A 21,376-nucleotide genomic window follows, 5' to 3' on the forward strand; every position below is an offset into this window, starting at 1 on the left:
CGGCCGCGCCTGCCATGCCGGCGGCGCCGGCCAGGGCCGCCGCGGCCATGCCGCCCGGGCGCGGATCGCCGCCCTGTGGCGGGTTGGGCGGGTTGCCGGCAGGGCGGGGCTCGAAGTGCGGGTTGTTCGCGATGTGGGTGACGTTGCCACCGTTGTTGATCTGCGTGTTGCGGATGTTCTGCACCACTGTGGTCGAGCGCGTCACATAGGTGTTGTTGTTGTAGATCACGGCTGGCCGGCGCGAGGGCGGTGGCGGCGGCTCGTTGCGGTGCCAGCGGTAGCCGGGCTCGCCCCAGCGCATGCCCCAGGAGTTCCAGCCCCAGGGGCGACGGTCCACGGACTCGGCGAGGATCACGCCTGCGCCAAAGCCGATCAGCCCCGCCACCACGGGCGTGGCCGAACTGCCCACGTAGACGGGCTGCGGCGCCACGATGGGGCGGTAGCCGCCATACACCGGCAGCGGCTCGCCATACACCACACCCGGGTCGTACTGCGGCACATAGACGGTGTCGGGCTGGGCGGGAGTGATCTCGATGAACTGCGAGGGCGTATCGATCACCGGCACCGGCAGCATGGACGACAGGGGCTCGCCCATGTCCTGGGGCGCTGGCTGGGGATCGCGCGGCGGGGCGTCGGCCGCGGCCACGGCCACCTTGAGCCGGCTGGAGTCCTTGAGCGTACCGGCCTTGTAGGCGCGCTGGCGCATTACCTGGATGGCGTTCATCACGTCGGCCGGATCGTTGTAGTAGGCCCTGCCCAGGGCCGTGGTCCAGGGAATGTTGGAAGACAGCTGCGCCAGCACGTTGGGAAACTGGGCCAGGGACTTGACCGACGGGTCCCAGTCCTGGCCGTTGACGGCGTCCTGCAGTTCCTGGGGCTTGAGGCCCGGGTTCTGCCCCAGCCAGACCTCGGCGGCGCCGACCTGGTCCGGATAGGTGGAGGCGGCCAGCACCTGGGCCACGAGCTTGTCGGGGTACAGCGCAATGGGCGCCACCATCTGGTAGAGCGTCTCGGCCGACGGCGGCACATAGGCCACGGGCGTGGCGACGGGCTGGGCGCTTTCGGTGGCAGGCGGCAGCGGCGCGCTGGCGGCCTGCGGGGGCTTGTCCTGGGATTCGTTGCAGGCGCTCAGCGCCAGGGCGGCGGCCAGGCCCAGCACGCTCAGGCGCAGGGCGCCGGCGTGGGAAGCTGAGGGGGCCATGGTGCGTGCTCTGGGCACGGCGGATTGCAGCATTGCGTTCTCCTGGGCAGGAACGCCTTGCGCGCCGAAGCGGCAAGGCACATGTCATTTGAACGCCAAAGTGCACGCTGCGTTGACACCGGCGTGTCAGCCGATGCCCCCAGTCCGCGCAACTTCTGTGACGCGGTGTTTACCCAGGCTGAATCAGGCGGCGCTCAGGCCGCGCTCAGGCCGCGATCAGGCGGGCCTGGTAGCTCTCGGCACCCTTGGACCAGGCCAGCAGGCGGTCGATGTTGGGGTGCTTGCCAGGGAAGGCGATGGCGTCCTGCGTGTGCTCGGCATACCACTCCAGGCCCAGTTCGGCGGCGGCGGGCGTGATGCTGCCGCCGTAGAGGGCGGCCAGCGCGTGGTACACGGCCAGGGAGCCGGTCTGGCCGGGCTTGTTCTCGATGGTGGCCACGACCTGGCCCTGGGCATCGGCCAGCTGCAGCGCGGCGAGGTGGGTGACGGTGGGCAGTTGCTGAAGGCGTGCGGAGAAGTTCATGCTGAAAGGCAAATCAAAGAAAGGAAGGCGGAGAAAGAACGATCGGCTCGGGGCGATCAGGCCTTGGCGGCAATCCACGCACACCAGAACAGGCTGGAGAAAAAGCGCTTGGCCTGAACGAAGCCGGCCTGGGCCAGCATCTGCTCCACTGCCTCTTCCGAGGCGGGTGGAACCGCGCCCTGCCGGATCTTGCCGAGTTTCGCATGGACGGCGGCCTCGTCCGCGCCTGCCATGCGCCAGCGCATGGCCCAGGCGTCCAGGAACAGCGGCTCGCTGTCGTAGCGATGGCGATTGCAGGCCAGGATGAAGGGCGCGCCCGGCGCCAGCCTGGCCGACAGGGCCTGCAGCAGCCTGAGCTTGTCCGCATCGTCAGGAATGTGGTGCAGCACGCCGATCAGCGTGGCCGCGTCGAACACCGTGCCGGCGGGCAGGTCCTCCACCGCACAGGGTGCTGCACGCACCTGGGCCGACAGGCCGGCGGCTGCGATGCGGTCCATGGTCTGGTCCAGCATGGGGGGCGAAGGGTCGGCGGCCGTGAATGTCCACTGCGGCCTGAGCCGCGCCGTGGCCAGGATTTCCTGGCCCGTGCCACCGGCGCCGCCAATCAGCACGGACTTCGGCCCGGCATCCAGGCTGGCTGCCAGCAGGCAGGCCGCCAGCTCGTGGCAGGCGTCGTAGCCGGCCAGGGCGATGCGGCTTTGCGTCTCGTACTCGGCCGCGCGGGAGGTGTCGAACTTGGCGGCGGAAGCCGCCTGTGGCAAGGCTTGGTTCATGGCCTGGAATTGTGCTGAGGCCATGGTCACTGCAAAAGCGCCGATGTGCGATGGCCCACCCCTGCAAAGCAGGATGGTGGGCCATCTTCGGGGGAGCGGTGCAGGTGCCCGCCAGCGGGCCGTGCGCCTACTTGCCCCAGGAGTCCTTGAGACCCGTTGCGCGGTTGAACACGGGCTTGCCCGGTGCGTGGTCCTTGCGGTCGGCCACGAAGTAGCCGAAGCGCTCGAACTGGAACTTGTCGTCAGGCTGTGCCTGGGCCAGCGACGGCTCCACGTAGGCCGTCACGACCTTGAGGCTGTCCGGGTTGAGCAGGGCCAGGAAGTCCTTGCCGCCCGCATCGGGCTGCGGGTCGGTGAACAGGCGGTCGTACAGGCGCACTTCGGCCTGCACGCCATCGGCCGCGCCCACCCAGGTGATGGCGGCCTTGACCTTGACGCTGTCGGCGCCCGGCGTGCCGCTCTTGGTGTCGGGCACCACGGTGGCCAGCACCTTGGTGACGTTGCCCTCGGCATCCTTCTCGCAGCCCGTGCACTCGATCACGTAGCCGCCCTTCAGGCGCACCTTGTTGCCGGGGAACAGGCGCTTGTAGCCCTTGGGCGGCACTTCGGCGAAGTCCTCGCGCTCGATCCACACCTCGCGGCCCAGCGTGAAGCGGCGCACCGGCACCTGCTGGCCTTCGGCGGCGTGGGGCAGGGCGGGCAGCTCGCAGGCTTCCAGGTGGTCGGCGCTGCCGAAGACCTCGGCCCAGTTGGTCAGCTCCAGCTTGAGCGGGTCCAGCGCCACCATGCCGCGATGGGCCTGGTTTTCCAGGTCTTCGCGCAGGCAGCCTTCCAGCGTGGAGTAGTCGATCCAGGCGTAGTCCTTGGTCACGCCGATGCGCTCGCAGAAGGCCTGGATGCTCTGCGGCGTGTAGCCACGGCGGCGCAGGCCGACGATGGTGGGCATGCGCGGATCATCCCAGCCGCTGACGATGCCGTTGTCCACCAGGTGCTTGAGCTTGCGCTTGCTGGTGATCACATAGGTCAGGTGCAGGCGCGAGAACTCGTACTGGCGCGGCTGCGGCGCGGCGATCAGGCCGCCTGCGCGCAGGTGGTCCAGCAGCCAGTCGTAGAACGGGCGCTGGTCCTCGAACTCCAGCGTGCAGATGCTGTGGGTGATGTGCTCCAGCGCGTCCTCGATGGGATGGGCGAAGGTGTACATCGGGTAGATGCACCACTGGTTGCCGGTGTTGTGGTGCTCGGCATGGCGCACGCGGTAGATGGCGGGATCGCGCAGATTGATGTTGGGCGATGCCATGTCGATCTTTGCGCGCAGCACGGCAGCGCCATCGGGCAGCTTGCCGTCGCGCATTTCGCGAAAGCGCGCCAGGTTCTCGGCCACCGTGCGGCTGCGGAACGGGCTGTCCACGCCGGGGCGTGAGAAATCGCCGCGGTTGGCCTTCATGTCGTCGGCGCTTTGCTCGTCCACATAGGCCAGGCCCTGCTCGATCAGGTACTCGGCCGCGCGGTACATGAAGTCGAAGTAGTTGCTGGCGAAGTAGAGGTTCTCGTGACCGTCGGCTTCCTTCCAGCCGAAGCCCAGCCAATGGACGGCATCGATGATGCTGTCCACGTACTCCTGGTCTTCCTTCTCGGGATTGGTGTCGTCGAAACGCAGGTGGCAGGCGCCTTGGTAGTCGCGCGCCAGGCCGAAGTTCAGGCAGATGGCCTTGGCGTGGCCCACGTGCAGGTAGCCGTTGGGCTCGGGCGGGAAGCGTGTGCGGATCTTCGCCACGTCCACCTGGCCCTGGTTGTGGTGGTCGCCATCACCGGGGCTTCCACCCCAGCGGCGCTGGGCGTAGGTACCGTTGGCCAGGTCGGCCTCGATGATTTGGCGCAGAAAGTTACTCGGTTTGACCGGATCTTTGGAGATGGGGGAGGCGTCAGCAGAGCTCATCGCAGCATTGTAGGCGCGCGCCTGCCGACCCGCTCCGGACGGCTTTCGGACAGCCGCGCCAGCCAAGGGTTGAGGCATTTGGAAACAAACTTGTATAAAAGCCTGCCATCCGTAGACCCCTGTCGCGCGTTGAGAATGCAGGGCGTATGCCGTCCCCCTGTGCCAAAGTGCGGGAAGGCGGCAGCAGCGGCAATGCCTGCCACGCCTGTCCAACTTCGAGGAGAGACACCATGACAACGACAGCTTCCCCGTGGGTTGCAAAAGCAGCAGCAGCCGGCCTGGCCCTGGCCGCCCTCATGGCTTCGGGCGCCGCCCAGGCCCGGGGCGATGTGCAGTGGTCCATCAGCCTGAATTCGCCGGGCATGTATGGCCCGCCCGTCTATGTCGCGCCTGCCCCCGTCTATGTGGCACCGCCCCAGCCCATTTACTACGCCCCCCCGCCGCCGGTCTACTACGCGCCGCGCGCCGTCTACCGTGCTCCGCCCGTCGTGGTCGTTCCCGGCTACGGATACGGCTATGGCGGCGGCTACCGGGGTGGATACCGTGGCGAGTACCGCCATGGCCATGGTCACGGGCATGGCCACTGGCGCCGTTGATCTGAGCTGAGCCGCGCTGAACCGACTCTTGCCGCCCCTTTGGGCGGCTTTTTCCGTGGTGCCTGCGCCAAGACCGGGCCGGGGATGGCCCGCATAATCCAGCCCGTTGGAAACCTGGAGTGTCCCCGCCGTGAAAACCGTCTATGTCCTCAATGGCCCGAACCTGAACCTGCTGGGCCTGCGTGAACCCGCCATCTATGGCTCCCAGACCCTGGCCGATGTGCGTGCGCTGTGCGAAGCCGCCTGTGCGCGCTACGGTCTGGCCCTGGAGTTCCGCCAGAGCAACCATGAAGGCGAGCTGGTGGACTGGATCCACGAGGCCGGCCGCGTGCACGCGGAAGGCCGCCTGGCCGGCCTGATCTTCAACGCCGCCGCCTACACCCACACCAGCGTGGCCCTGCTGGATGCCGTCAAGGGCACGGGCGTGCCGCTGGTGGAGCTGCACATCAGCAACGTGCATGCGCGCGAGAGCTTCCGCCACCACTCCTACCTGTCGGCTGCGGCGCGCGCCGTGATGTGCGGCTTTGGTGTGGCCGGCTACGGCCTGGCCATCGACGCCGTGGCCCAGTGGTGAACACGCCTGTCGCCATAGAGCGCCTGCGCGCCCGTGCGCGGCGCCTCACCACGCCGCTGTCTGCCGCGCGGCCCGAAGACGGCCACATGGTCTGGCATGTCTGGGGCGAGGCGCGCGCGGGCGTGCTGCCGGTGGTCATGCTGCACGGCGGCAGCGGCAGCTGGACGCACTGGCTGCGCTGCATGGACGCTCTGCTGGCCCAGGGCCGCCAGCTGTGGATACCGGACCTGCCGGGCTTTGGCGATTCCGATGGGGTGCCAGGCGGCCAGGATGCCGACACCCTGGTCGAGCCGCTGCGCCAGGGCCTGCGGCAACTGCTGGCCGATGGCGCAGCGCCCGCCGCCCCGCTGTGCGATCTGGTCGGCTTCTCTTTTGGCGGCATGACGGCCGGCATGCTGGCGGCTGCCGACGGCACGCTGGCCCGGCGCCTGGTGCTGGCCGGGGCGCCCGGCATGGGCGTGGGCAAGGGCCTGGCCGTGCGGCTCAAGGGCTGGCGCCACCTGGCCACGCCCGAGGCGCAGGCCGTGGCCCACCGCTACAACCTGCAGGCGCTGATGCTGCATGACGCCAGCCTCATCGACGAGGACACGCTGGCCCTGCATGTGCTCAATGTGGAGCGCGACCGCCTTCCGCGCCGCCGCCTCTCGCACACCGATGTGCTGGCCCGCGCCCTGCAGGCCGTGGACGGCCCCGTATGGGCCATCTATGGCGAGCACGACGCGCTCTACCCGGGCCCGATGATGCAGGAACTGGTCCAGGCCTTTGCACGCCATGCGCGCGACTTCCGCGGGCTGGCCCTGGTGCCCGGCGCGGGCCACTGGGTCATGCATGAGCGTCCCGATGCCTTTGTGGCGGCATTGACCGCTGCGCTGGATGCCTGAGCGCATGCGCCCCATCGAGCTGCATGAGGTGCAGTGGACCGCCATGCGCGCCCAGGGCGCGGGCGGCCAGAACGTGAACAAGGTCTCCAGCGCTGTGCACCTGCGTTTCGACGTGCGCGCCTCGCGCCTGCCCGAGGCCGTGCAGCAGCGCCTGCTGGCCCTGCGCGACGGCCGCATCACCAACGAGGGCGTGGTCGTCATCAAGGCCCAGCAGTACCGCACGCAGGAGCAGAACCTGCGCGCCGCGCTGCAGCGGCTCAACGCGCTGGTGGCCGCCGCCTATCCCGAACCCATTCTTCGCCGCGCCACCCGGCCCACGCTGGGATCGCAGCGGCGGCGCCTGGACAGCAAGAGCCGGCACAGCGCCACCAAGGCCCTGCGGGGCCGCCCGCGCGACGATTGAGCCGGCCAGCGCAACAATGTGTGCCGCCTTTGGCGGCTTGGCGCGGCCCGCTTGCGTCCCTACATTAGGGGAATGCAAGATTTCCACGCTTCCCTCGATTCCGGCGCCTCCTCCATAGCCGCTTCGGCAGGCACTCGGCTGCCCGTGCTCTATGTCTCCCACGGCTCGCCCATGTTCGCGCTGGAGCCGGGCGAAACCGGCCCTGTGCTCGCGCAATGGGGCAGGGCGCTGCGCCAGGCCCACGGCCCGCTGCGCGGCGTGGTCGTCATGTCGCCGCACTGGATGTCGCATGGCGTGGAAGTCATGACCGGAGCCACGCCCTCCACCTGGCACGACTTCGGCGGCTTCCCGCCCGCGCTCTACGAACTGCAGTACCCGGCCCCCGGCGCGCCCCAGCTGGCGCAGGAAGTCATGGACCGCCTGCAGGCCGCAGGCATTGCCTCCACCGCCAACGCGCAGCGGCCCTTCGACCACGGCGCCTGGGTGCCGCTGATGCATTTGCTGCCGGATGCCGACCTGCCCGTGGTGCAGCTGTCCCTTCCCGCCTCGGCCGGGCCGGCCGAAACCCATGCGCTGGGCGCGGCCCTGGCGGCGCTGCGCGATGAAGGGGTGCTCATCGTCGGCTCCGGCAGCATGACGCACAACCTGGCCGAATTCCGGGGCGGCACGGGCGAGGCCACGGTGCGGGTGGACGACGCCGTGCAGGCCCTGCGCAGCCAGGATGGCCTGCAGGACGACCATGCCGTCGGCGGCTCCAGCGCCTCCTCGCCCTACGTGCAGGATTTCAGCCGCTGGATCGAGTCGCGCCTGCAGGCGCAGGACCTGCCCGCGCTGCTGGACTACCGCGCACGCGCTCCCTCGGCCCGGCGCGCCCATCCCAGCGAAGAGCACTTCATGCCGCTGTACTTCGCCCTGGGCGCGGCCGGCGCCACGGCGCGGCCTCGGTATCTGAGCCGCGAAGTCATGTACTCCATCCTGGCCATGGATGCGATGGCCTTCGAGGACGCGCAGGCGGCATAACCTCCTGCCCCCGCGGACTTGGCGAGGCGCCACAATGGCGCGTTGCCCGGGACCACCCCGGTCCCGGAAATCGCTTAAAAACCAAGGAGTCCGTGATGATCGACCTGCCCCTGCTGGCGCTGGAGCGCCCCGCACAACCCGCACCGGGGCAGCAGCCCTGGCTGCTGGTGCTCATGCATGGCGTTGGCAGCAATGAACAGGACCTGTTCGGCCTCGCATCGTTCGTGCCGCCGCAGTTCCACGTGCTCAGCCTGCGTGCCCCGTTTTCCATGGGGCCCAGTGCCCATGCCTGGTTCCAGTTCACGGTGGATGCCAACGGCACGCGCCACATACACGCATCGCAGGAAGAGCACAGCCGCGCCCTGGTGGCCCAGACCGTGCAGCAGGCCGGCGCGCGGCTGGGCATTCCTGCCCAGCGTACCGTGGCGGGCGGCTTCAGCCAGGGCGGCATCATGGCGCTCAGCCTGCTGCTGACCCAGCCCGCGCTGCTGCGCGCCGCCATGTGCTGGCACAGCCGCCTGCTGCCCGAGGCCTTGCCGCACCAGGCCCCTGACGCGGCCTTCGACGGCAAGTCGCTCTGGGTCAGCCACGGCACCTACGACAACGTCATTCCGCTGACCAGCGCCCACGCCATTCGCAGCCACGTGCAGCGCCTGCCGCTGCAACTGAGCTACCACGAATACCCGAGCATGCATGAGATCCGCCCCGACGAGCTGCAGGCCGCCATGGCCTGGCTCCAGGATCTGGGCACGCAGGGCTGAGCCTGCTGTACCGCCCCCTTCTTGTGCGCAGGCTGGCCGCGTAAGCCGGGTAACGCCTTGTTGCCTGGCGCGCACAAGGGCCTGCGCAGGCAGCGGGGCGGCTTATAAACACCAGTCAGGGGCTGGTGTCAGGAAAGCCCGGGAACCCCGGTTGTGCTTTGCTGTCGCACGTCCTGCGGCAACTGTGCTGCCAGCCCCTGCCCAAGCCAAAGGACCCATCCATGCCAGAACGCGACCCCCAAGACTTCCGCCCCCGCGCCAGATCCTCCGGCCCATCGGCTTTCGGCATCGCCGCAGCGGTACTGGCGGCTGCCGCCGTGGGGGGCGCAGCCTGGTGGTACTGGTGGCGTCCCGCCGACGTGCCCGAGGCGCCGCCCGAAGTGGCAGAGGCGCCCGCCCAGCCTGCCGAGCCTGAACCCGTCCCCGCGCCCGAGCTGACCGAGCCCCAGAACCCTGTCGATGCGCTGGAGCCACCCGCGCCCGGCCTGCCCGCGCTGCAGGACTCCGACGCCCATGTCGCCCAGGCCCTCAACGGCCTGCTGGGTCGTGACAAGGCAGGCAGCTTTCTGCAGATGGACGGTTTTGTGCGCCGCGCCGTGGCCACCGTGGACAACCTGACCCGCTCCCAGGCCCCAGCACGGCTTTGGCCCGTGCACCCCGCGCCGCAGCGTTTCACGGTGGAGGGCGCGGCGGAGGCCGGGGAGGCACAGGCCATCTCCCCCGCCAACGCCGCACGCTACAAAGCCTTCGTGGCCTTCGCCGAGTCCATTCCCATGGACGGGGCCGTCAAGCTCTATGCCCGGCTGTATCCCCTGTTCCAGACCGCCTATGAAGACCTGGGCTATCCCAGCCGCTATTTCAACGATCGTCTCATTGCCGTCATAGACCATCTGCGCGCCGCGCCCGAGCCCGCGGGTCCGGTGCAGGTCAGGCTGACCAAGGTGGAGGGCGAGGTGCCCTCCGTCCAGCCCTGGGTGCGCTACGAATACGCCGACCCGGAGCTGCAGGCCCTGTCCAGCGGCCAGAAGATGCTGGTGCGCGTGGGGCTGGACAACGAGCGCCGCCTCAAGGCCGTGCTGGGCGAGCTGCGCCGCCGCATCGCCATCGGCGAGATGGCCAAGCCTGCGGGCTGAGGCCAGTCTCCATCGGCCTCAGCCTGCGGCCGGCAGGGGCAGGGCGGTCTTGTACCGCACCTGCTTGAGCGTGAAGCTGGAGCGGATCTTCTCTATGCCCGGAATCGGCGTGAGCTGCTCCACGATGAAGCGCTCCAGCGCGCCGATGTCGGCCAGGGCCACGCGGATCAGGTAGTCGGCGTCGCCGCTCATCAGGTAGCACTCCATGACCTCGTCGTGCTCGGCAATGCGGCGCTCGAAGTCGGCCAGCGATTCCTTGGCCTGGGACTTGAGGCTGATGTTGATGAACACGTTCAGCCCCAGCCCCAGGGCCGACGCATTGGCCAGCGCCACATAGCGCGCGATCACGCCGGCCTTCTCCAGCGCCTTGACGCGCGCCAGGCAGGGCGAGGGCGACAGGTGCACACGCCGCGCCAGCTCCACGTTGGACAGCGAGCCGTCCGTTTGCAGCTCGGCCAGAATGCGCAAGTCGATGGTGTCCAGTTTCATGTGCCGGATTTTATGTAGATGCCGGCATGAAATGCTGGAATATGGCGTTTCCCTTATCCATGAACGGCTGCTCATGCCGGTCCGCCAGTCCTAAAGTGGCGGGCATGAACGCACCCACGCCGCTGGCCACGCTGGCCGATATCGATACCGATCCCCAGGAAACCACCGAATGGCGGGAGGCCTTCGCGGCCCTGGTCGCCGCCGAGGGGCCGCAGCGCGCGCGCTTCGTGCTCGAAGAGCTGGCGCGCATGGCGCGCGAGCAGCGCCTGGGCTGGCAGCCCGACCTGAATACGCCCTATGTGAACACCGTGGCCGCGCAGCAGCAGCCGGTGTTTCCGGGCGACCTGGCCATGGAGGAGCGGCTGGCGTCCATCATGCGCTGGAATGCGCTGGCCATGGTGGTGCGCGCCAACCAGGCCTATGGCGAGCTGGGCGGGCACATCGCCAGCTACGCCAGCGCGGCCGACCTGTTCGAGACCGGGTTCAACCATTTCTTCCATGCCCGGGAGGGGCTGGCGCCGGGCCAGCACCGGGGCGACCTGGTGTTCTTCCAGCCGCACAGCGCCCCCGGCGTGTATGCGCGCGCCTTCCTGGAAGGGCGGCTGAGCGAGCAGGACCTGCAGCACTATCGGCAGGAGATCAGCGCGCCGGCCGCTGGCGCGCAGGGCCTGTCCAGCTATCCCCATCCCTGGCTGATGCCCGATTTCTGGCAGTTCCCGACGGGCTCCATGGGCATAGGCCCCATCAGCAGCATCTACCACGCGCGCTTCATGCGCTATCTCACGCACCGCCGCCTGCTGGACTGCCAGGAGCGCAAGGTCTGGGGCGTGTTCGGCGACGGCGAGATGGACGAGCCCGAAAGCATGAGTGCCCTCACGCTGGCCGCGCGCGAGGGGCTGGACAACCTGGTCTGGGTGGTCAACTGCAATCTGCAGCGCCTGGACGGCCCGGTGCGCGGCAACGGCCGCATCGTCGATGAACTGGAGCGGCTGTTTGCCGGCGCGGGCTGGAACGTGGTCAAGCTGCTGTGGGGCAGCGACTGGGACGGGCTGTTGGCTCGCGACATCACCGGCACCCTGGCACGCACGCTGGGCGGCACGGTGGACGGGCAGATGCAGACCTTCGCCGCCAAGGACGGCCGCTACAACCGCGAGCATTTCTTTGGACAGAACCCCGAGCTCGCCGCCCTGGCTCAGGGCCTGACGGACGAGCAGATCGACCGCTTGAAGCGCGGCGGCCATGATCTGGTGAAGATCCATGCGGCCTATGCAGCGGCTGCCGCCCATCGCGGCCAGCCCACGGTGATCCTGGCCCATACCAAGAAGGGCTACGGCATGGGCTCGGCCGGGCAGGGCAAGATGACCACGCACAGCCAGAAGAAGCTGGACGAGACCGACCTGATCGAGTTCCGCAACCGCTTCAACCTGCCGCTCAGTGACGAGCAGGCCAAGGGCCTGGCCTTCCACAAGCCTGCCGATGACAGTGCCGAGATGCAGTACCTGCGCGAGCGCCGAACGGCCCTGGGCGGCGCACTGCCGCGCCGCGAAACGGTGTGCGACCGCGTGCCCGTTCCAGCGCTGGAGCAATACGCCCAGTTCGCGCTGGCGCCTGCCGGCAAGGAAATGAGCACCACCATGGCCTTTGTGCGCATGCTGGGCAGCCTGCTCAAGGATGCGCAGCTGGGCCCGCGCATCGTGCCCATCGTGGCCGACGAGGCGCGCACCTTCGGCATGGCCAACCTGTTCAAGCAGGTGGGCATCTACAGCAGCCTGGGCCAGCGCTACGCGCCCGAGGACATCGGCTCGGTGCTGTCCTACCGCGAGGCGCTGGACGGCCAGATCCTGGAGGAGGGCATCAGCGAGGCCGGCGCCATCGCCAGCTGGACGGCGGCGGCCACCAGCTACAGCGTGCACGGCCTGGCCATGCTGCCGTTCTACATCTACTACTCCATGTTCGGCTTCCAGCGCGTGGGCGACGCCATCTGGGCGGCGGCCGACCAGCGGGCACGCGGCTTTCTGCTGGGCGCCACCTCGGGCCGCACCACGCTGGGCGGAGAAGGCCTGCAGCACCAGGACGGCTCCAGCCATCTGGTGGCGGCCACCATTCCCAACTGCAAGGCCTGGGACCCCGCGCATGCGGGCGAACTGGCCGTGATACTGGACGCCGGCATGCGCGAGATGCTGGTGGAGCAGCGCGACGTTTTCTACTACATCACCCTGATGAACGAGAACTACGCCCAGCCTGACCTGCCACCGGGCGCGGCCGAAGGCGTGCTGCGCGGCGGCTATGTGTTCGGCCGCTTTGGCGATGCGGGCCATGCCACGCAGCATGTCACCTTGCTGGGATCGGGCGCCATCCTCACCGAAGTGCTCAAGGCCGCCGAGCAATTGGCCAGCGAGGGCATGGCCGCCACCGTGGTCAGCGTGACCAGCTGGAGCGAGCTGGCGCGCGATGGCGTGGCCTGCGAGCAGCGCATGCTGGCGGGCGAGGCACCTGGCCAGCCCTGGATCGCGCAGCTGCTGCACGGTACGCAGGGCCCGGTGATTGCCGCCACCGACTATGTGCGCGCGGTGCTCGAGACCGTGCGCGCCTTCCTGCCCGCAGGCCGCCGTTTCCTCACGCTGGGCACGGACGGCTTCGGCCGCAGCGACACGCGTGCGGCGCTGCGCGGCTACTTTGGGGTGGATGCACACAGCGTGGCGCAGGCCGCGCGCCGGATGATCCACGCGGGTTGAGCCGAGCCTGTCCACGCACCCGGCATCCCCGGGATGTACACATGGCGGCCCCTTCGCGGGGCCGCTTTGCATTGCTGCGCCCCCATTTGCGCCGCCACTTTTCCTGTGGATGGATTAAGCCCGCGTTAAATGCGCAAGTGGCTTATCTTTTTCGTCGGCTTGCATCAAAAAATAGGGTGATTCCACTAGAATTTGTATATATAAGAAGATATTGCGCAAAGAGATTGATATTTGCTGCAATGGTTGCATGCGTTGGGTGGAATATCTCGTCAATATCCGATTTTCTCTTTCAATAATAATTTATTTCACGGGATAAAAGACGATGAAACTCTCGCTCAAGCAAGGCCTGCTGTGCGTGGCCGTGCTGTCGGCTGCCGCATGGCAGCTCGCCATCTCGGCGCCGGCGCCCGAGGTGGATCATGCGCAAATGCCGCAGATCATCGATGACCTGCCCGCCGACTATGCGGCGGACCTGACCGCCGAGCAAAGAAACCTGGTGGACCGTGGCCGTTATATCGCGCGACTCGGTGATTGTGTGGCCTGCCATACCGGAAATAAAACACAGCCCATGGGCGGTGGCCTGGCGCTGGAGACGCCATTCGGCAAGATCTATTCCACCAATATCTCGCCTGACGCCGATACGGGCATGGGCAAATACAGCTTCGATCAGTTCGACCGCGCCATGCGCAAGGGCGTGGCGGCCGATGGCCGCAACATGTACCCGGCCATGCCCTATCCCTCCTACGCCAAGATGACGGCCGAGGACATGCAGGCCCTGTATGCCTACCTGATGCAGGGCGTGGCGCCCGTGAAGGCGGCCAACAAGGAGTCCGACCTGGGCTTTCCCTTCAACCAGCGCTGGGGCCTGGCGCTGTGGAACTGGGTGTTTCTGGATGACACGCCCTTCCAGCCCCAACCGCAGCAAACTGCCCAGTGGAACCGGGGCGCCTACCTGGTGCAGGGCCTGGGCCACTGCGGCGCCTGCCATACGCCGCGCGGCGTGGGCTTCCAGGAAAAGACCATGACCGGCGAGGGCCGCAAGGGCGAGTACTTCCTGGCCGGCGAGACCGTGGAGAACTGGCGCGCGCTGAGCCTGCGCAATCTGTGGACACCCGAGGAAACCGCCCAACTGCTCAAGACCGGGCGCAACAGCCACGGCACCGTCTCCGGCAACATGGTCGATGTGGTGCAGCACAGCACGCAGTACATGAGCGATGCGGACCTGCTGGCCATCGGCATCTATCTGAAGTCGCTTCCCGCAGGCAAGAACGACCTGCCCATGCAGGTGGCCCAGGGGCCGGGGCCGGTCATCGCCCCGCATCCGGCGCCGCAGGCCTCCGGGCATGCGCCGTCCGCCACGTCGGCAGTGTCTTCCGACGTGCCTGCCGATCTCTACGCCAGCCGGGGCGGCCTGGGCTATCTGCAGTTCTGCGCCGACTGCCACCGTGCCGATGGCGGCGGCGTGAAGGACGTGTTCCCGCCACTGGCCGGCAATTTCTCGCTGCAGTCGCAGGACCCCTCCACCCTGATCCATCTGATGCTGGTGGGCTGGAAGGCGCCCGTCACGCAAAGCCATGCACGGCCGCTGACCATGCCGGCCTTCGCACAGCTCAAGGATGCGGAGATCGCCGACATCCTCAACTTCGCCCGCAAGAGCTGGGGCCGTGCCGATGCGCGCGAGATCCATGCCAGGGAGGTGCAATCCATGCGCAAGCAGCTCGATGCCAAGGGCGAAAGCGCACGCCCCTTCGAGACGCCGCGCCTGGCCGCCATGCTGGACGAATCCAATGCGAAGCAACTGGTTTACGGCGCCCGCCTGAACATTGAGACGCGCGACCTGCTGCCCAGGAATGTGGGCAACGCGCTGAACTGCGCCAGCTGCCACCTGAACGCGGGCACGGTGGCCGATGGCTCGCCCTACATCGGTGTCTCGGCCTTCTTCCCCGGCTATGCGCCGCGCGCGGGCCGCGTCATCACGCTGGAGGACCGCATCAATGGCTGCTTCCTGCGCTCCATGAACGGCAAGCCGCTGCCGCTGGAGTCCGACGAGATCAAGGCCATGGTCGCCTACTTCGACTGGATGCGCCGCGAAACCAAGCCCGAGGACAAGGTCGAAGGCCGGGGCGTGGGCAAGATCAGCCAGTCCATCGTGCCCAACGTGGACAACGGCAAGAAGATCTATGCGGCCCAGTGCGCGGTCTGCCATGGCGGCGAGGGCGAAGGCGTGAAGAACGCCAAGGGCCAGTGGGTCTATCCGCCGCTGTGGGGTGACCAGTCCTTCAACATCGGTGCGGGCATGGCGCGCACCTATACGGCAGCGGCCTTCGTCAAGCGCAACATGCCCATCGCCTTCCATGGCAATTTCCCGCTGGGCCAGGGCGGCCTCAGCGACCAGGAGGCCGTGGACGTGGCCGAGTACTTCAGCCACCAGCCGCGCCCGGACTTTGCCAACAAGCACAAGGACTGGCCCAAGGACAAGAAGCCGGCCGACGCGCGGTACTGATGCGCCATCGAGGGAGAAGAAGGCGTTCCCGCCACGCGGCGGGCGCCTGAAGGCGGGGCAGGGAGCGATTCCTGCCCCGCCTTTTTTCGAGGGCAGTGCCCAGTCTTGCGCGCGCTGCAGATTCTTCTTGGCGGTGGCCAGTTCATTGCCCAGCCCCTGCACGTGTTGCTGCCGTTGCCTGGCCATCTGCTGCAGCCGGCAGGCTTGGTTCCAGGCCTTCCCGGCAGCGCGTTCGGCGCGCTCAGCCCGCGCGCTGCAGCAGCACCGGCACCGAGGAGGCCAGCAGCGCCACGCCGGACAGGCACAGCAGGCCCAGCACGATCTGCCGGAAACGCATCTCGCTGATGCCGATATAGAGCCTGGAGCCCAGCAGCGATGGAATGAGCATGGCCGGCGCCACGATGGCGAACAGTGGCAGCATGCTGCGCGCGACCATGCCGGTGCCCAGGTAGGTGGCCATGGTCACGGCCAGCATGGACAGGTTGAAGTTCTGGATGACCGAGCGCTGCTCATCCTTGGGGTAGCCGCGCAGCGTGCACCACAGCGTGGGCAGCGTGCCCGTGAAGCCGCCCAGTCCGCCCATCACGCCGCCCGCCAGGCCCACGGCGCCGTCTGCCACCCGACCGCCGCGCGCCAGCCTGGGCAGGCGGGCCGACAGCAGCATCACCGGGCACCACAGCACCAGCATGCCGCCCAGCAGGGCCTTGAACCAGGCCATGTCCAGGTGCGGCAGCAGCAAGACACCCAGGGGAATGCCGGCAAGACCGCCCAGGATGAAGGGCAGCAGCTTTGCCAGTGCAAACCCGCGCCGCACGGTGATGGCCGACAGCACCTGGCCCAGCAGCGAGCCGAAGACGGTGAGCACGGCCGCATCGCGCGGCTCCAGCACCCAGGCCCAGAACGACATGGCCACCATGCCGAAGGCAAAGCCCGACAGGCCCTGCACGAATCCGGCCGCCGCCGCGCCCAGCGCGATGATGAAAAACATGCCATCCATGGTCTGCCTGGTCCTCTCGTTCTGGGTGTGCAAGACGCCGGAATTCTGGAACGCATGCATAAGCAGAAATTCGTTTGTTTTTATTGTTCAATATGGTTTTGCTTATGACGCGCCACGCCTGAAGCCATGCCGCAACACCCCACTGCATCGACCGCTGCCCAACTGGCCCACCGCATGGCCACGCGCCTGAAGATGAAGCATTTGCTGCTGCTGCGCTCCATCAGCGAGCTGGGCACGCTGACCCGCGTGGCCGAGCGCATGGCCACCAGCCAGCCCGCCGTGACCCAGGCCCTGGCCGAGCTGGAGTCATTGTTCGGCGCGCCGCTGTTCCTGCGTTCTGCGCGCGGCATGGAGCCTACGGAGCTGGGCGCGCTGGTGCTGGCGCGCGCCCGGGGCATGCTGGCCGACCTGGACCATTGGGCCCACGACATCGAGGCCGTGGGGCAGCAGCGTGCGGCGCACCTGCAGGTGGGTGTCATCCCCTTCCTGCCTGCGCGCATGCTGGCCGATGCCATCGGCAGGACGCGGCCGCAAGGCCGGCGCATCACGGTCACGCTGCATGAGGACACCAGCGACCGCCTGCTGCAAAAGTTGCGCGCACATGAGCTGGACTGCGTGATTGGCCGCGCCTCGGCCGTGCTGGACATGAGCGGCATACGGCACAGCGTGCTTTATGAGCAGGAGCCTCGCCTGATCGCCCACCGCAGCCTGGCCACGCGGCTGGGGCGCCGGCCTCTGCAGTGGGCCGAACTCACGGGGCTTGACTGGGTGCTGGGCCAGCGCCGCACGCCCATGCGCGAGCAGATCACCGACTTTTTTCTGCGCGCAGGCGTGGAGCCGCCGCCGCCGTTTGTGGAAACGCTCTCGGCCAAGGTGATCGGCGAGCTGGTGGCGGCCAATGAGCGTGCCGTGTCCATCGTGCCGGCCGACATTGCCGAGGAACTGGTGCGCATTGCGGGCGTGGGCATCGTGCGCCACCGTTTTGGCTGGACCCTGCCACCCATCACCCTGTTCGAGCGCAAGGCGGGCGGGCAGTACGAGGAGCAGCGCCTGTTCGCCCAGGCGCTGAAGGAGGTTTGCTCCGATCAGGGGTGACGGGTGGCCGGCTTGAAGAGCGCAGCCAGCAGCGGCTCCAGCGTGGGGAATTCCAGGGCAAAGCGGGCGCGGTCCACGAAGAAGGCTTCGCAGGCCACGGCGAAGAATTCGGCGGGCGCGGTGGCGCCATAGCCGTCCAGCCAGGGCCATTCGCCGCCAAAGCGTTCGGCGATGGTGATCTGCTCACGGAAGGCGTCGTAGGCCGGCGCCCAGGCGGCCTGCCATATCTCGCGGGCCTGGCGCGCGGAGCCGCTGCCCATGAAACCGGGCGGCAGGGGCGGGCAGCCATCGGCGCCGCCGTTGCGCATGTCGATCTTGTGGGCGAATTCGTGGATCACCACGTTGGCGGCCTGGCCGCCGTGACCGTGGTGGCTGGCATGCGGCCCGCGGCCTGCGCCGATGGCCTGCCAGCTCAGCATGACGGGGCCGCCATGCATGGCCTCGCCCATGATCACTTCGTCGTAGTCGTGGATGACGCCGGCCTCGTCCATGCTCTGGCGCCGTGCCACGGCATCGCCCGGGTGCACCACGATGCCGACAAAGTCGTCATACCAGGACAGCGCGCCCTGCGGCTCGCCCCAGTGCAGCAGTGGCAGGCAGGCCTGGGCGGCAATCTCCAGCGCCATGGCGTCGCTCACTTGCAGGCCGTGCGCGCCGTGGAAGCGCTTGCGCTGCAGGAAGACGGCGGCCAGTGCGCGCAGCTTCGATTGCTCCTCCAGCGTCAGCGAGGAAAGAAAGGGGTAGGCGGCCAGTGTGGACAGCCACAGTGGCGCTGGAATCTCAGGCACCGGCGAGACGGCGGAGCGTGCGCGGCGGCCCAGCCGCCGGACCCAGTGGCCCAGTTGTCGCCAGAGGCTCATCGTTGGGGCGCCTGTTCAAGTACTTCGGACAGCGGCAGGCGCCGCAGGCCCTGGCCCTGCTCCCAGCGCAGCACTTCGGCGCGCGGCACGGCGGCTGCCAAATCCCAGTCGCTGAGCACCACACGCCGCAGGCCATCGCCCAGTTCATGGTCGGCCGGGCGGTGCGTGTGGCCGTGGACCAGGGTGGCGGCGCGTGCGGCGCGCAGCCAGCTGCGCGTGGCCTCGGCATCCAGGTCGGCATAGGTGGGCATGGCGGCGGTGTGGCTGGCGGAGGGGGCGGCTGCGTCCGCTCCGGCCGATTCACGTTTGCGCGATTCGCTCTCCTGCCGGATTCCGCGTGCCTGCTCGCGGCGCAGCGGCAGCGGCTGCGCCAGGAAGGCCGCCTGCCACGCGGCGGAGCGCGCCATGGCGCGAAAGCGCTGGTATTCCGTATCGTCCAGGCACAGGGCATCGCCATGGCTGAGCAGGATGCGCTGGTCGCCGCAGTCGAGCACGGTGGGGTCGGCCAGCGTGGTCGTGCCGCACAGCGCATCGAACTGCGCTCCGGTCAGGAAGTCGCGGTTGCCCTGCATGAAGAACAGCGGCCTGCGGGCGGCGGCCTCGCGCAGGGTGGCGGCGCAATCGGCCTCGAAACTGCCGGGATCCAGCAAGGCGTCGTCGCCCACCCAGACTTCGAACAGGTCACCGAGCAGAAAGACGGCATCGGCCTGCGTGGCGTGCAGGTAGCGGCGAAAGGCCTGCACGGTGGCGGGCTCGCAGGCCTGCAGGTGCAGGTCGGAGATGAAGTCCAGCGTGCGCCAGGCCGCGGGCAGTGTCCATTCGGCCGCAATGGGCGGCACGCAGGGAGGGCGAGGTGCGGCAGTCTGGGCCATGGGCGGGTGCGCGCCCGGCAAGGGCGCTGCATGAAGGCTGGGGAAGGCTCTGGAGCAGGGCTGTTGTCCATGGGCACGGCCAGGGGCGGGCCATGTGCATGGACAACAGGGCGGCTGCACGCCAAGGGGGCAGCCGCCTTGTCGGAAGGGCGCCTGATTACAGGGCCACGGCCTTTTCGATGATCACGTCATCCTTGGGAACGTCCTGGTGGCCGCCGTTGCGGCCGGTCTTCACGCCGCGCAGCTTGTCCACGATCTCGGTGCCCTTGACCACCTTGCCGAACACGGCATAGCCCCAGCCCTGGGCGCTGGGCGAGGTGTGGTTCAGGAAGCCGTTGTCGGCCACGTTGATGAAGAACTGGGCGGTGGCCGAGTGCGGGTCGCCGGTACGGGCCATGGCGATGGTGTACTTGTCGTTCTTCAGGCCGTTCTTGGCCTCGTTCTCGATGGGCGCATCGGTGCCCTTTTGCTTCATGCCGGGCTCGAAGCCGCCGCCCTGGATCATGAAGCCATCGATGATGCGATGGAAGATGGTGTTGTCGTAGTGGCCCTTGTTCACATAGGCCAGGAAGTTCTCGGTGCTCTTGGGGGCCTTGGCGGCGTCGAGTTCGAGGGTGATGACGCCGTGGTCGGCGATGTGGAGTTCGACTTGGGGATTGCTCATGGCGATTCCTTGTTGGGTGGAGGGCAGGGGCGTGCCACGCTGGGCGCGGCGCGCGGTTTACTTGACTTCGGTGGCCGAGAGGATGGTCACCGGCTTGGTGGGTACATTCTGGTGCATGCCCTGGTTGCCCGTGGCCACCGTGCGGATTTTGTCCACCACATCCATGCCCTGGACCACGCGGCCGAAGACGGCGTAGCCGTGTCCGTCAGGCTTGGGTGCGTTGAGCATGTCGTTGTTCACCACGTTGATGAAGAACTGCGAGGTGGCCGAGTTGGGATTGCCCGTGCGCGCCATGGCGATGGTGCCCCGGTCATTCTTGAGGCCGTTGTCCGCTTCCAGCGGAACCGGCGCGCGCGTGGGCTTTTCCTTGAGGCTGGCGTCCATGCCGCCGCCCTGGATCATGAAGCCGTCCATCACGCGGTGGAACACCGTGCCGTCATAGTGCTTGTCGCGCACGTACTGCATGAAGTTGGCCACGGTCTTGGGGGCCTTGGCCTCGTTCAGCTCCAGCACGATGTCGCCCATGCTGGTCTTGAGCTGCACCTTGGGTGTGGCGTTCTGCGCCATGGCGGGCAGGGTGGTGCAAAGGGAAGCGGCCAGGGCCATGCCGGCCAGGGAAAGCGACGCAATGCGGCGTGTGGTCATGCAAATCTCCTGAGAAAGCCAAAGGGCTGGGGGATGGAGTGGGAAAACCCGGGCAGGTTCCTGCGCGTGCGCGCAGGCGTGGCAAGACCCAAATGGCGTGCAGACCGCCGTGCCTGGGCGCCGGGGTGCGCGTGTGGGCCGTGTCTTCTATTTGGTGCCGGTGACTGGAGCCAGCAATTCGCGCAGCAGCTTGAGCTTGGGCCGCACGCTGGCAGCACGGCCGTCCAGGCCTTGTGCCTTGCCGTAGGCCTCGTAGGCCAGGCGGGCGTGGATGTCGCCCAGATTCTCGTAGGCAACGCCGTAGTTGGGGTTGTTGCGCACGGCCGACTCCAGGGCGGAGCGGGCCTTGTCGAGCTGGTTCTGGCCTGCGTAGATGACGGCCAGGTTGTTGTAGGGCTCGGGCAGCTCGGGGTAGTCCTCGATGAGCTGGTTCAGCGCGGCGATGGCCTCGTCGGTCTTGCCACTGTCGGTCAGGGCCACGGCCTTGAGAAAGCGCATCTGGGGGTCGCGTGCGTTCTTGGCAAGATAGGCTTCGGCGCGTGCCAGGGCCTGGGTGCTTTTGCCGTTGCGCAGCAACTGGTTCACTTCCGTATAGTCGTCGGCGTGGGCGTGGCCTGTTGCGAGCAGGGCCGCCAGTGCCGCGAGGCGCAGGGCGGAGCGAAACGAGTTGCGTAGAGGCATGTAGGTGCTTTCGGGGCCTCGGGGAAACGCCCCG

At 68.0% G+C, this 21,376-nt stretch carries 21 protein-coding genes; 10 read left to right on the forward strand and 11 right to left on the reverse strand.

The window, feature by feature from the left end; all coding sequences use genetic code 11:
• The 4 genes from PO605_RS29745 to PO605_RS29760 all read right to left on the reverse strand — a co-directional run.
• Positions 1 to 1,234: DUF3300 domain-containing protein (locus PO605_RS29745; RefSeq protein WP_272207300.1), on the reverse strand; the 1,234-nt coding region annotated here is incomplete at its 3' end.
• Between the two features lie 172 nt (positions 1,235 to 1,406).
• Positions 1,407 to 1,724 carry a DUF2322 family protein gene (locus PO605_RS29750; RefSeq protein ID WP_013803391.1) on the reverse strand — a complete coding sequence of 106 codons (318 nt, stop codon included), beginning with the start codon at positions 1,722 to 1,724 and terminating at the stop codon, positions 1,407 to 1,409.
• A gap of 56 nt (positions 1,725 to 1,780) precedes the next feature.
• Complete coding sequence (locus PO605_RS29755; protein ID WP_034367120.1) at positions 1,781 to 2,497, reverse strand: class I SAM-dependent methyltransferase; 717 nt, start codon at positions 2,495 to 2,497, stop codon at positions 1,781 to 1,783.
• 127 nt (positions 2,498 to 2,624) lie between these two features.
• Complete coding sequence (locus PO605_RS29760; protein WP_016450551.1) at positions 2,625 to 4,433, reverse strand: glutamine--tRNA ligase/YqeY domain fusion protein; 1,809 nt, start codon at positions 4,431 to 4,433, stop codon at positions 2,625 to 2,627.
• Between the two features lie 230 nt (positions 4,434 to 4,663).
• Here PO605_RS29760 and PO605_RS29765 point away from each other — a divergent pair, with 230 nt between their 5' ends.
• The 7 genes from PO605_RS29765 to PO605_RS29795 all read left to right on the forward strand — a co-directional run bounded on the left by PO605_RS29765 (position 4,664) and on the right by PO605_RS29795 (position 9,801).
• Positions 4,664 to 5,029 carry a hypothetical protein gene (locus PO605_RS29765; protein ID WP_043823784.1) on the forward strand — a complete coding sequence of 122 codons (366 nt, stop codon included), beginning with the start codon at positions 4,664 to 4,666 and terminating at the stop codon, positions 5,027 to 5,029.
• 130 nt (positions 5,030 to 5,159) lie between these two features.
• Positions 5,160 to 5,603, forward strand: coding sequence for a type II 3-dehydroquinate dehydratase (aroQ, locus tag PO605_RS29770; RefSeq protein ID WP_016450549.1), 444 nt, complete (start codon positions 5,160 to 5,162; stop codon positions 5,601 to 5,603).
• Positions 5,600 to 6,484 carry an alpha/beta fold hydrolase gene (locus PO605_RS29775; protein WP_272207301.1) on the forward strand — a complete coding sequence of 295 codons (885 nt, stop codon included), beginning with the start codon at positions 5,600 to 5,602 and terminating at the stop codon, positions 6,482 to 6,484. The genes aroQ and PO605_RS29775 overlap by 4 nt, the downstream gene beginning before the upstream one ends.
• Positions 6,477 to 6,887, forward strand: a complete 411-nt coding sequence (gene arfB / locus PO605_RS29780) for an alternative ribosome rescue aminoacyl-tRNA hydrolase ArfB (protein ID WP_016450547.1) — start codon at positions 6,477 to 6,479, stop codon at positions 6,885 to 6,887. Before PO605_RS29775 ends, arfB begins: the two co-directional genes overlap by 8 nt.
• Before the next feature lie 72 nt (positions 6,888 to 6,959).
• Positions 6,960 to 7,907 carry a dioxygenase family protein gene (locus PO605_RS29785; RefSeq protein ID WP_016453883.1) on the forward strand — a complete coding sequence of 316 codons (948 nt, stop codon included), beginning with the start codon at positions 6,960 to 6,962 and terminating at the stop codon, positions 7,905 to 7,907.
• Positions 7,908 to 8,002: 95 nt separating this feature from the next.
• The gene (locus tag PO605_RS29790; protein ID WP_016450545.1) at positions 8,003 to 8,668 is read left to right on the forward strand and encodes an alpha/beta hydrolase; all 666 of its coding nucleotides are present in this window, start codon (positions 8,003 to 8,005) and stop codon (positions 8,666 to 8,668) included.
• Between the two features lie 221 nt (positions 8,669 to 8,889).
• Positions 8,890 to 9,801 (forward strand): DUF3014 domain-containing protein, encoded by a 912-nt coding sequence (locus tag PO605_RS29795; RefSeq protein WP_047472476.1) that lies wholly within the window; start codon positions 8,890 to 8,892, stop codon positions 9,799 to 9,801.
• An 18-nt stretch (positions 9,802 to 9,819) separates the two neighbouring features.
• Here PO605_RS29795 and PO605_RS29800 read toward each other — a convergent pair whose 3' ends face one another.
• Complete coding sequence (locus PO605_RS29800) at positions 9,820 to 10,290, reverse strand: Lrp/AsnC family transcriptional regulator (RefSeq protein WP_012204416.1); 471 nt, start codon at positions 10,288 to 10,290, stop codon at positions 9,820 to 9,822.
• A gap of 104 nt (positions 10,291 to 10,394) precedes the next feature.
• Here PO605_RS29800 and mdeB point away from each other — a divergent pair, with 104 nt between their 5' ends.
• Entirely contained in the window at positions 10,395 to 13,025 is a 2,631-nt protein-coding gene (mdeB, locus tag PO605_RS29805) for an alpha-ketoglutarate dehydrogenase (protein WP_047472472.1), read from the forward strand.
• Between the two features lie 322 nt (positions 13,026 to 13,347).
• Positions 13,348 to 15,528 (forward strand): c-type cytochrome, encoded by a 2,181-nt coding sequence (locus PO605_RS29810; RefSeq protein ID WP_047472473.1) that lies wholly within the window; start codon positions 13,348 to 13,350, stop codon positions 15,526 to 15,528.
• A gap of 241 nt (positions 15,529 to 15,769) precedes the next feature.
• Here PO605_RS29810 and PO605_RS29815 read toward each other — a convergent pair whose 3' ends face one another.
• Positions 15,770 to 16,525: a sulfite exporter TauE/SafE family protein gene (locus tag PO605_RS29815; RefSeq protein WP_231574442.1), complete on the reverse strand. Its 756-nt coding sequence runs from the start codon at positions 16,523 to 16,525 to the stop codon at positions 15,770 to 15,772.
• A gap of 126 nt (positions 16,526 to 16,651) precedes the next feature.
• On the opposite strand from PO605_RS29815, the gene PO605_RS29820 reads away from it, so the two are divergent.
• Complete coding sequence (locus PO605_RS29820) at positions 16,652 to 17,620, forward strand: LysR family transcriptional regulator (RefSeq protein ID WP_016450540.1); 969 nt, start codon at positions 16,652 to 16,654, stop codon at positions 17,618 to 17,620.
• Here the strand turns inward: PO605_RS29820 and PO605_RS29825 are convergent.
• The 5 genes from PO605_RS29825 to PO605_RS29845 form a co-directional block, all read right to left on the reverse strand.
• Positions 17,611 to 18,480 carry a zinc-dependent peptidase gene (locus PO605_RS29825; protein ID WP_016450539.1) on the reverse strand — a complete coding sequence of 290 codons (870 nt, stop codon included), beginning with the start codon at positions 18,478 to 18,480 and terminating at the stop codon, positions 17,611 to 17,613. The genes PO605_RS29820 and PO605_RS29825 overlap by 10 nt on opposite strands.
• The gene (locus tag PO605_RS29830) at positions 18,477 to 19,352 is read right to left on the reverse strand and encodes a UDP-2,3-diacylglucosamine diphosphatase (RefSeq protein WP_272207302.1); all 876 of its coding nucleotides are present in this window, start codon (positions 19,350 to 19,352) and stop codon (positions 18,477 to 18,479) included. Before PO605_RS29830 ends, PO605_RS29825 begins: the two co-directional genes overlap by 4 nt.
• A 157-nt stretch (positions 19,353 to 19,509) precedes the next feature.
• A complete protein-coding gene (locus PO605_RS29835; protein WP_016450537.1) occupies positions 19,510 to 20,016 on the reverse strand; it encodes a peptidylprolyl isomerase in 507 nt (168 codons plus the stop codon).
• Positions 20,017 to 20,073: 57 nt separating this feature from the next.
• Positions 20,074 to 20,661 (reverse strand): peptidylprolyl isomerase, encoded by a 588-nt coding sequence (locus PO605_RS29840; RefSeq protein WP_047470991.1) that lies wholly within the window; start codon positions 20,659 to 20,661, stop codon positions 20,074 to 20,076.
• 147 nt (positions 20,662 to 20,808) lie between these two features.
• Positions 20,809 to 21,342: a tetratricopeptide repeat protein gene (locus tag PO605_RS29845; protein ID WP_016450535.1), complete on the reverse strand. Its 534-nt coding sequence runs from the start codon at positions 21,340 to 21,342 to the stop codon at positions 20,809 to 20,811.
• Positions 21,343 to 21,376: the final 34 nt, after the last annotated feature.

Source organism: Delftia sp. DT-2 (genome assembly GCF_028401915.1).
Classification (GTDB): Bacteria; Pseudomonadota; Gammaproteobacteria; order Burkholderiales; family Burkholderiaceae_C; genus Comamonas; species Comamonas tsuruhatensis.

Bases quoted from the DNA above. Each gene is read 5' to 3' on its own strand.
- arfB (WP_016450547.1), top strand. From the start codon at position 6,477: ATGCCTGAGCGCATGCGCCCCATCGAGCTGCATGAGGTGCAGTGGACC.
- PO605_RS29825 (WP_016450539.1), bottom strand. From the start codon at position 18,480: ATGAGCCTCTGGCGACAACTGGGCCACTGGGTCCGGCGGCTGGGCCGC.
- PO605_RS29785 (WP_016453883.1), top strand. From the start codon at position 6,960: ATGCAAGATTTCCACGCTTCCCTCGATTCCGGCGCCTCCTCCATAGCC.
- PO605_RS29835 (WP_016450537.1), bottom strand. From the start codon at position 20,016: ATGAGCAATCCCCAAGTCGAACTCCACATCGCCGACCACGGCGTCATC.
- PO605_RS29755 (WP_034367120.1), bottom strand. From the start codon at position 2,497: ATGAACCAAGCCTTGCCACAGGCGGCTTCCGCCGCCAAGTTCGACACC.
- PO605_RS29820 (WP_016450540.1), top strand. From the start codon at position 16,652: ATGCCGCAACACCCCACTGCATCGACCGCTGCCCAACTGGCCCACCGC.
- PO605_RS29810 (WP_047472473.1), top strand. From the start codon at position 13,348: ATGAAACTCTCGCTCAAGCAAGGCCTGCTGTGCGTGGCCGTGCTGTCG.
- PO605_RS29750 (WP_013803391.1), bottom strand. From the start codon at position 1,724: ATGAACTTCTCCGCACGCCTTCAGCAACTGCCCACCGTCACCCACCTC.
- PO605_RS29830 (WP_272207302.1), bottom strand. From the start codon at position 19,352: ATGGCCCAGACTGCCGCACCTCGCCCTCCCTGCGTGCCGCCCATTGCG.
- PO605_RS29840 (WP_047470991.1), bottom strand. From the start codon at position 20,661: ATGACCACACGCCGCATTGCGTCGCTTTCCCTGGCCGGCATGGCCCTG.
- PO605_RS29795 (WP_047472476.1), top strand. From the start codon at position 8,890: ATGCCAGAACGCGACCCCCAAGACTTCCGCCCCCGCGCCAGATCCTCC.
- PO605_RS29760 (WP_016450551.1), bottom strand. From the start codon at position 4,433: ATGAGCTCTGCTGACGCCTCCCCCATCTCCAAAGATCCGGTCAAACCG.
- PO605_RS29765 (WP_043823784.1), top strand. From the start codon at position 4,664: ATGACAACGACAGCTTCCCCGTGGGTTGCAAAAGCAGCAGCAGCCGGC.
- mdeB (WP_047472472.1), top strand. From the start codon at position 10,395: ATGAACGCACCCACGCCGCTGGCCACGCTGGCCGATATCGATACCGAT.
- PO605_RS29800 (WP_012204416.1), bottom strand. From the start codon at position 10,290: ATGAAACTGGACACCATCGACTTGCGCATTCTGGCCGAGCTGCAAACG.
- PO605_RS29790 (WP_016450545.1), top strand. From the start codon at position 8,003: ATGATCGACCTGCCCCTGCTGGCGCTGGAGCGCCCCGCACAACCCGCA.
- PO605_RS29815 (WP_231574442.1), bottom strand. From the start codon at position 16,525: ATGGATGGCATGTTTTTCATCATCGCGCTGGGCGCGGCGGCGGCCGGA.
- PO605_RS29845 (WP_016450535.1), bottom strand. From the start codon at position 21,342: ATGCCTCTACGCAACTCGTTTCGCTCCGCCCTGCGCCTCGCGGCACTG.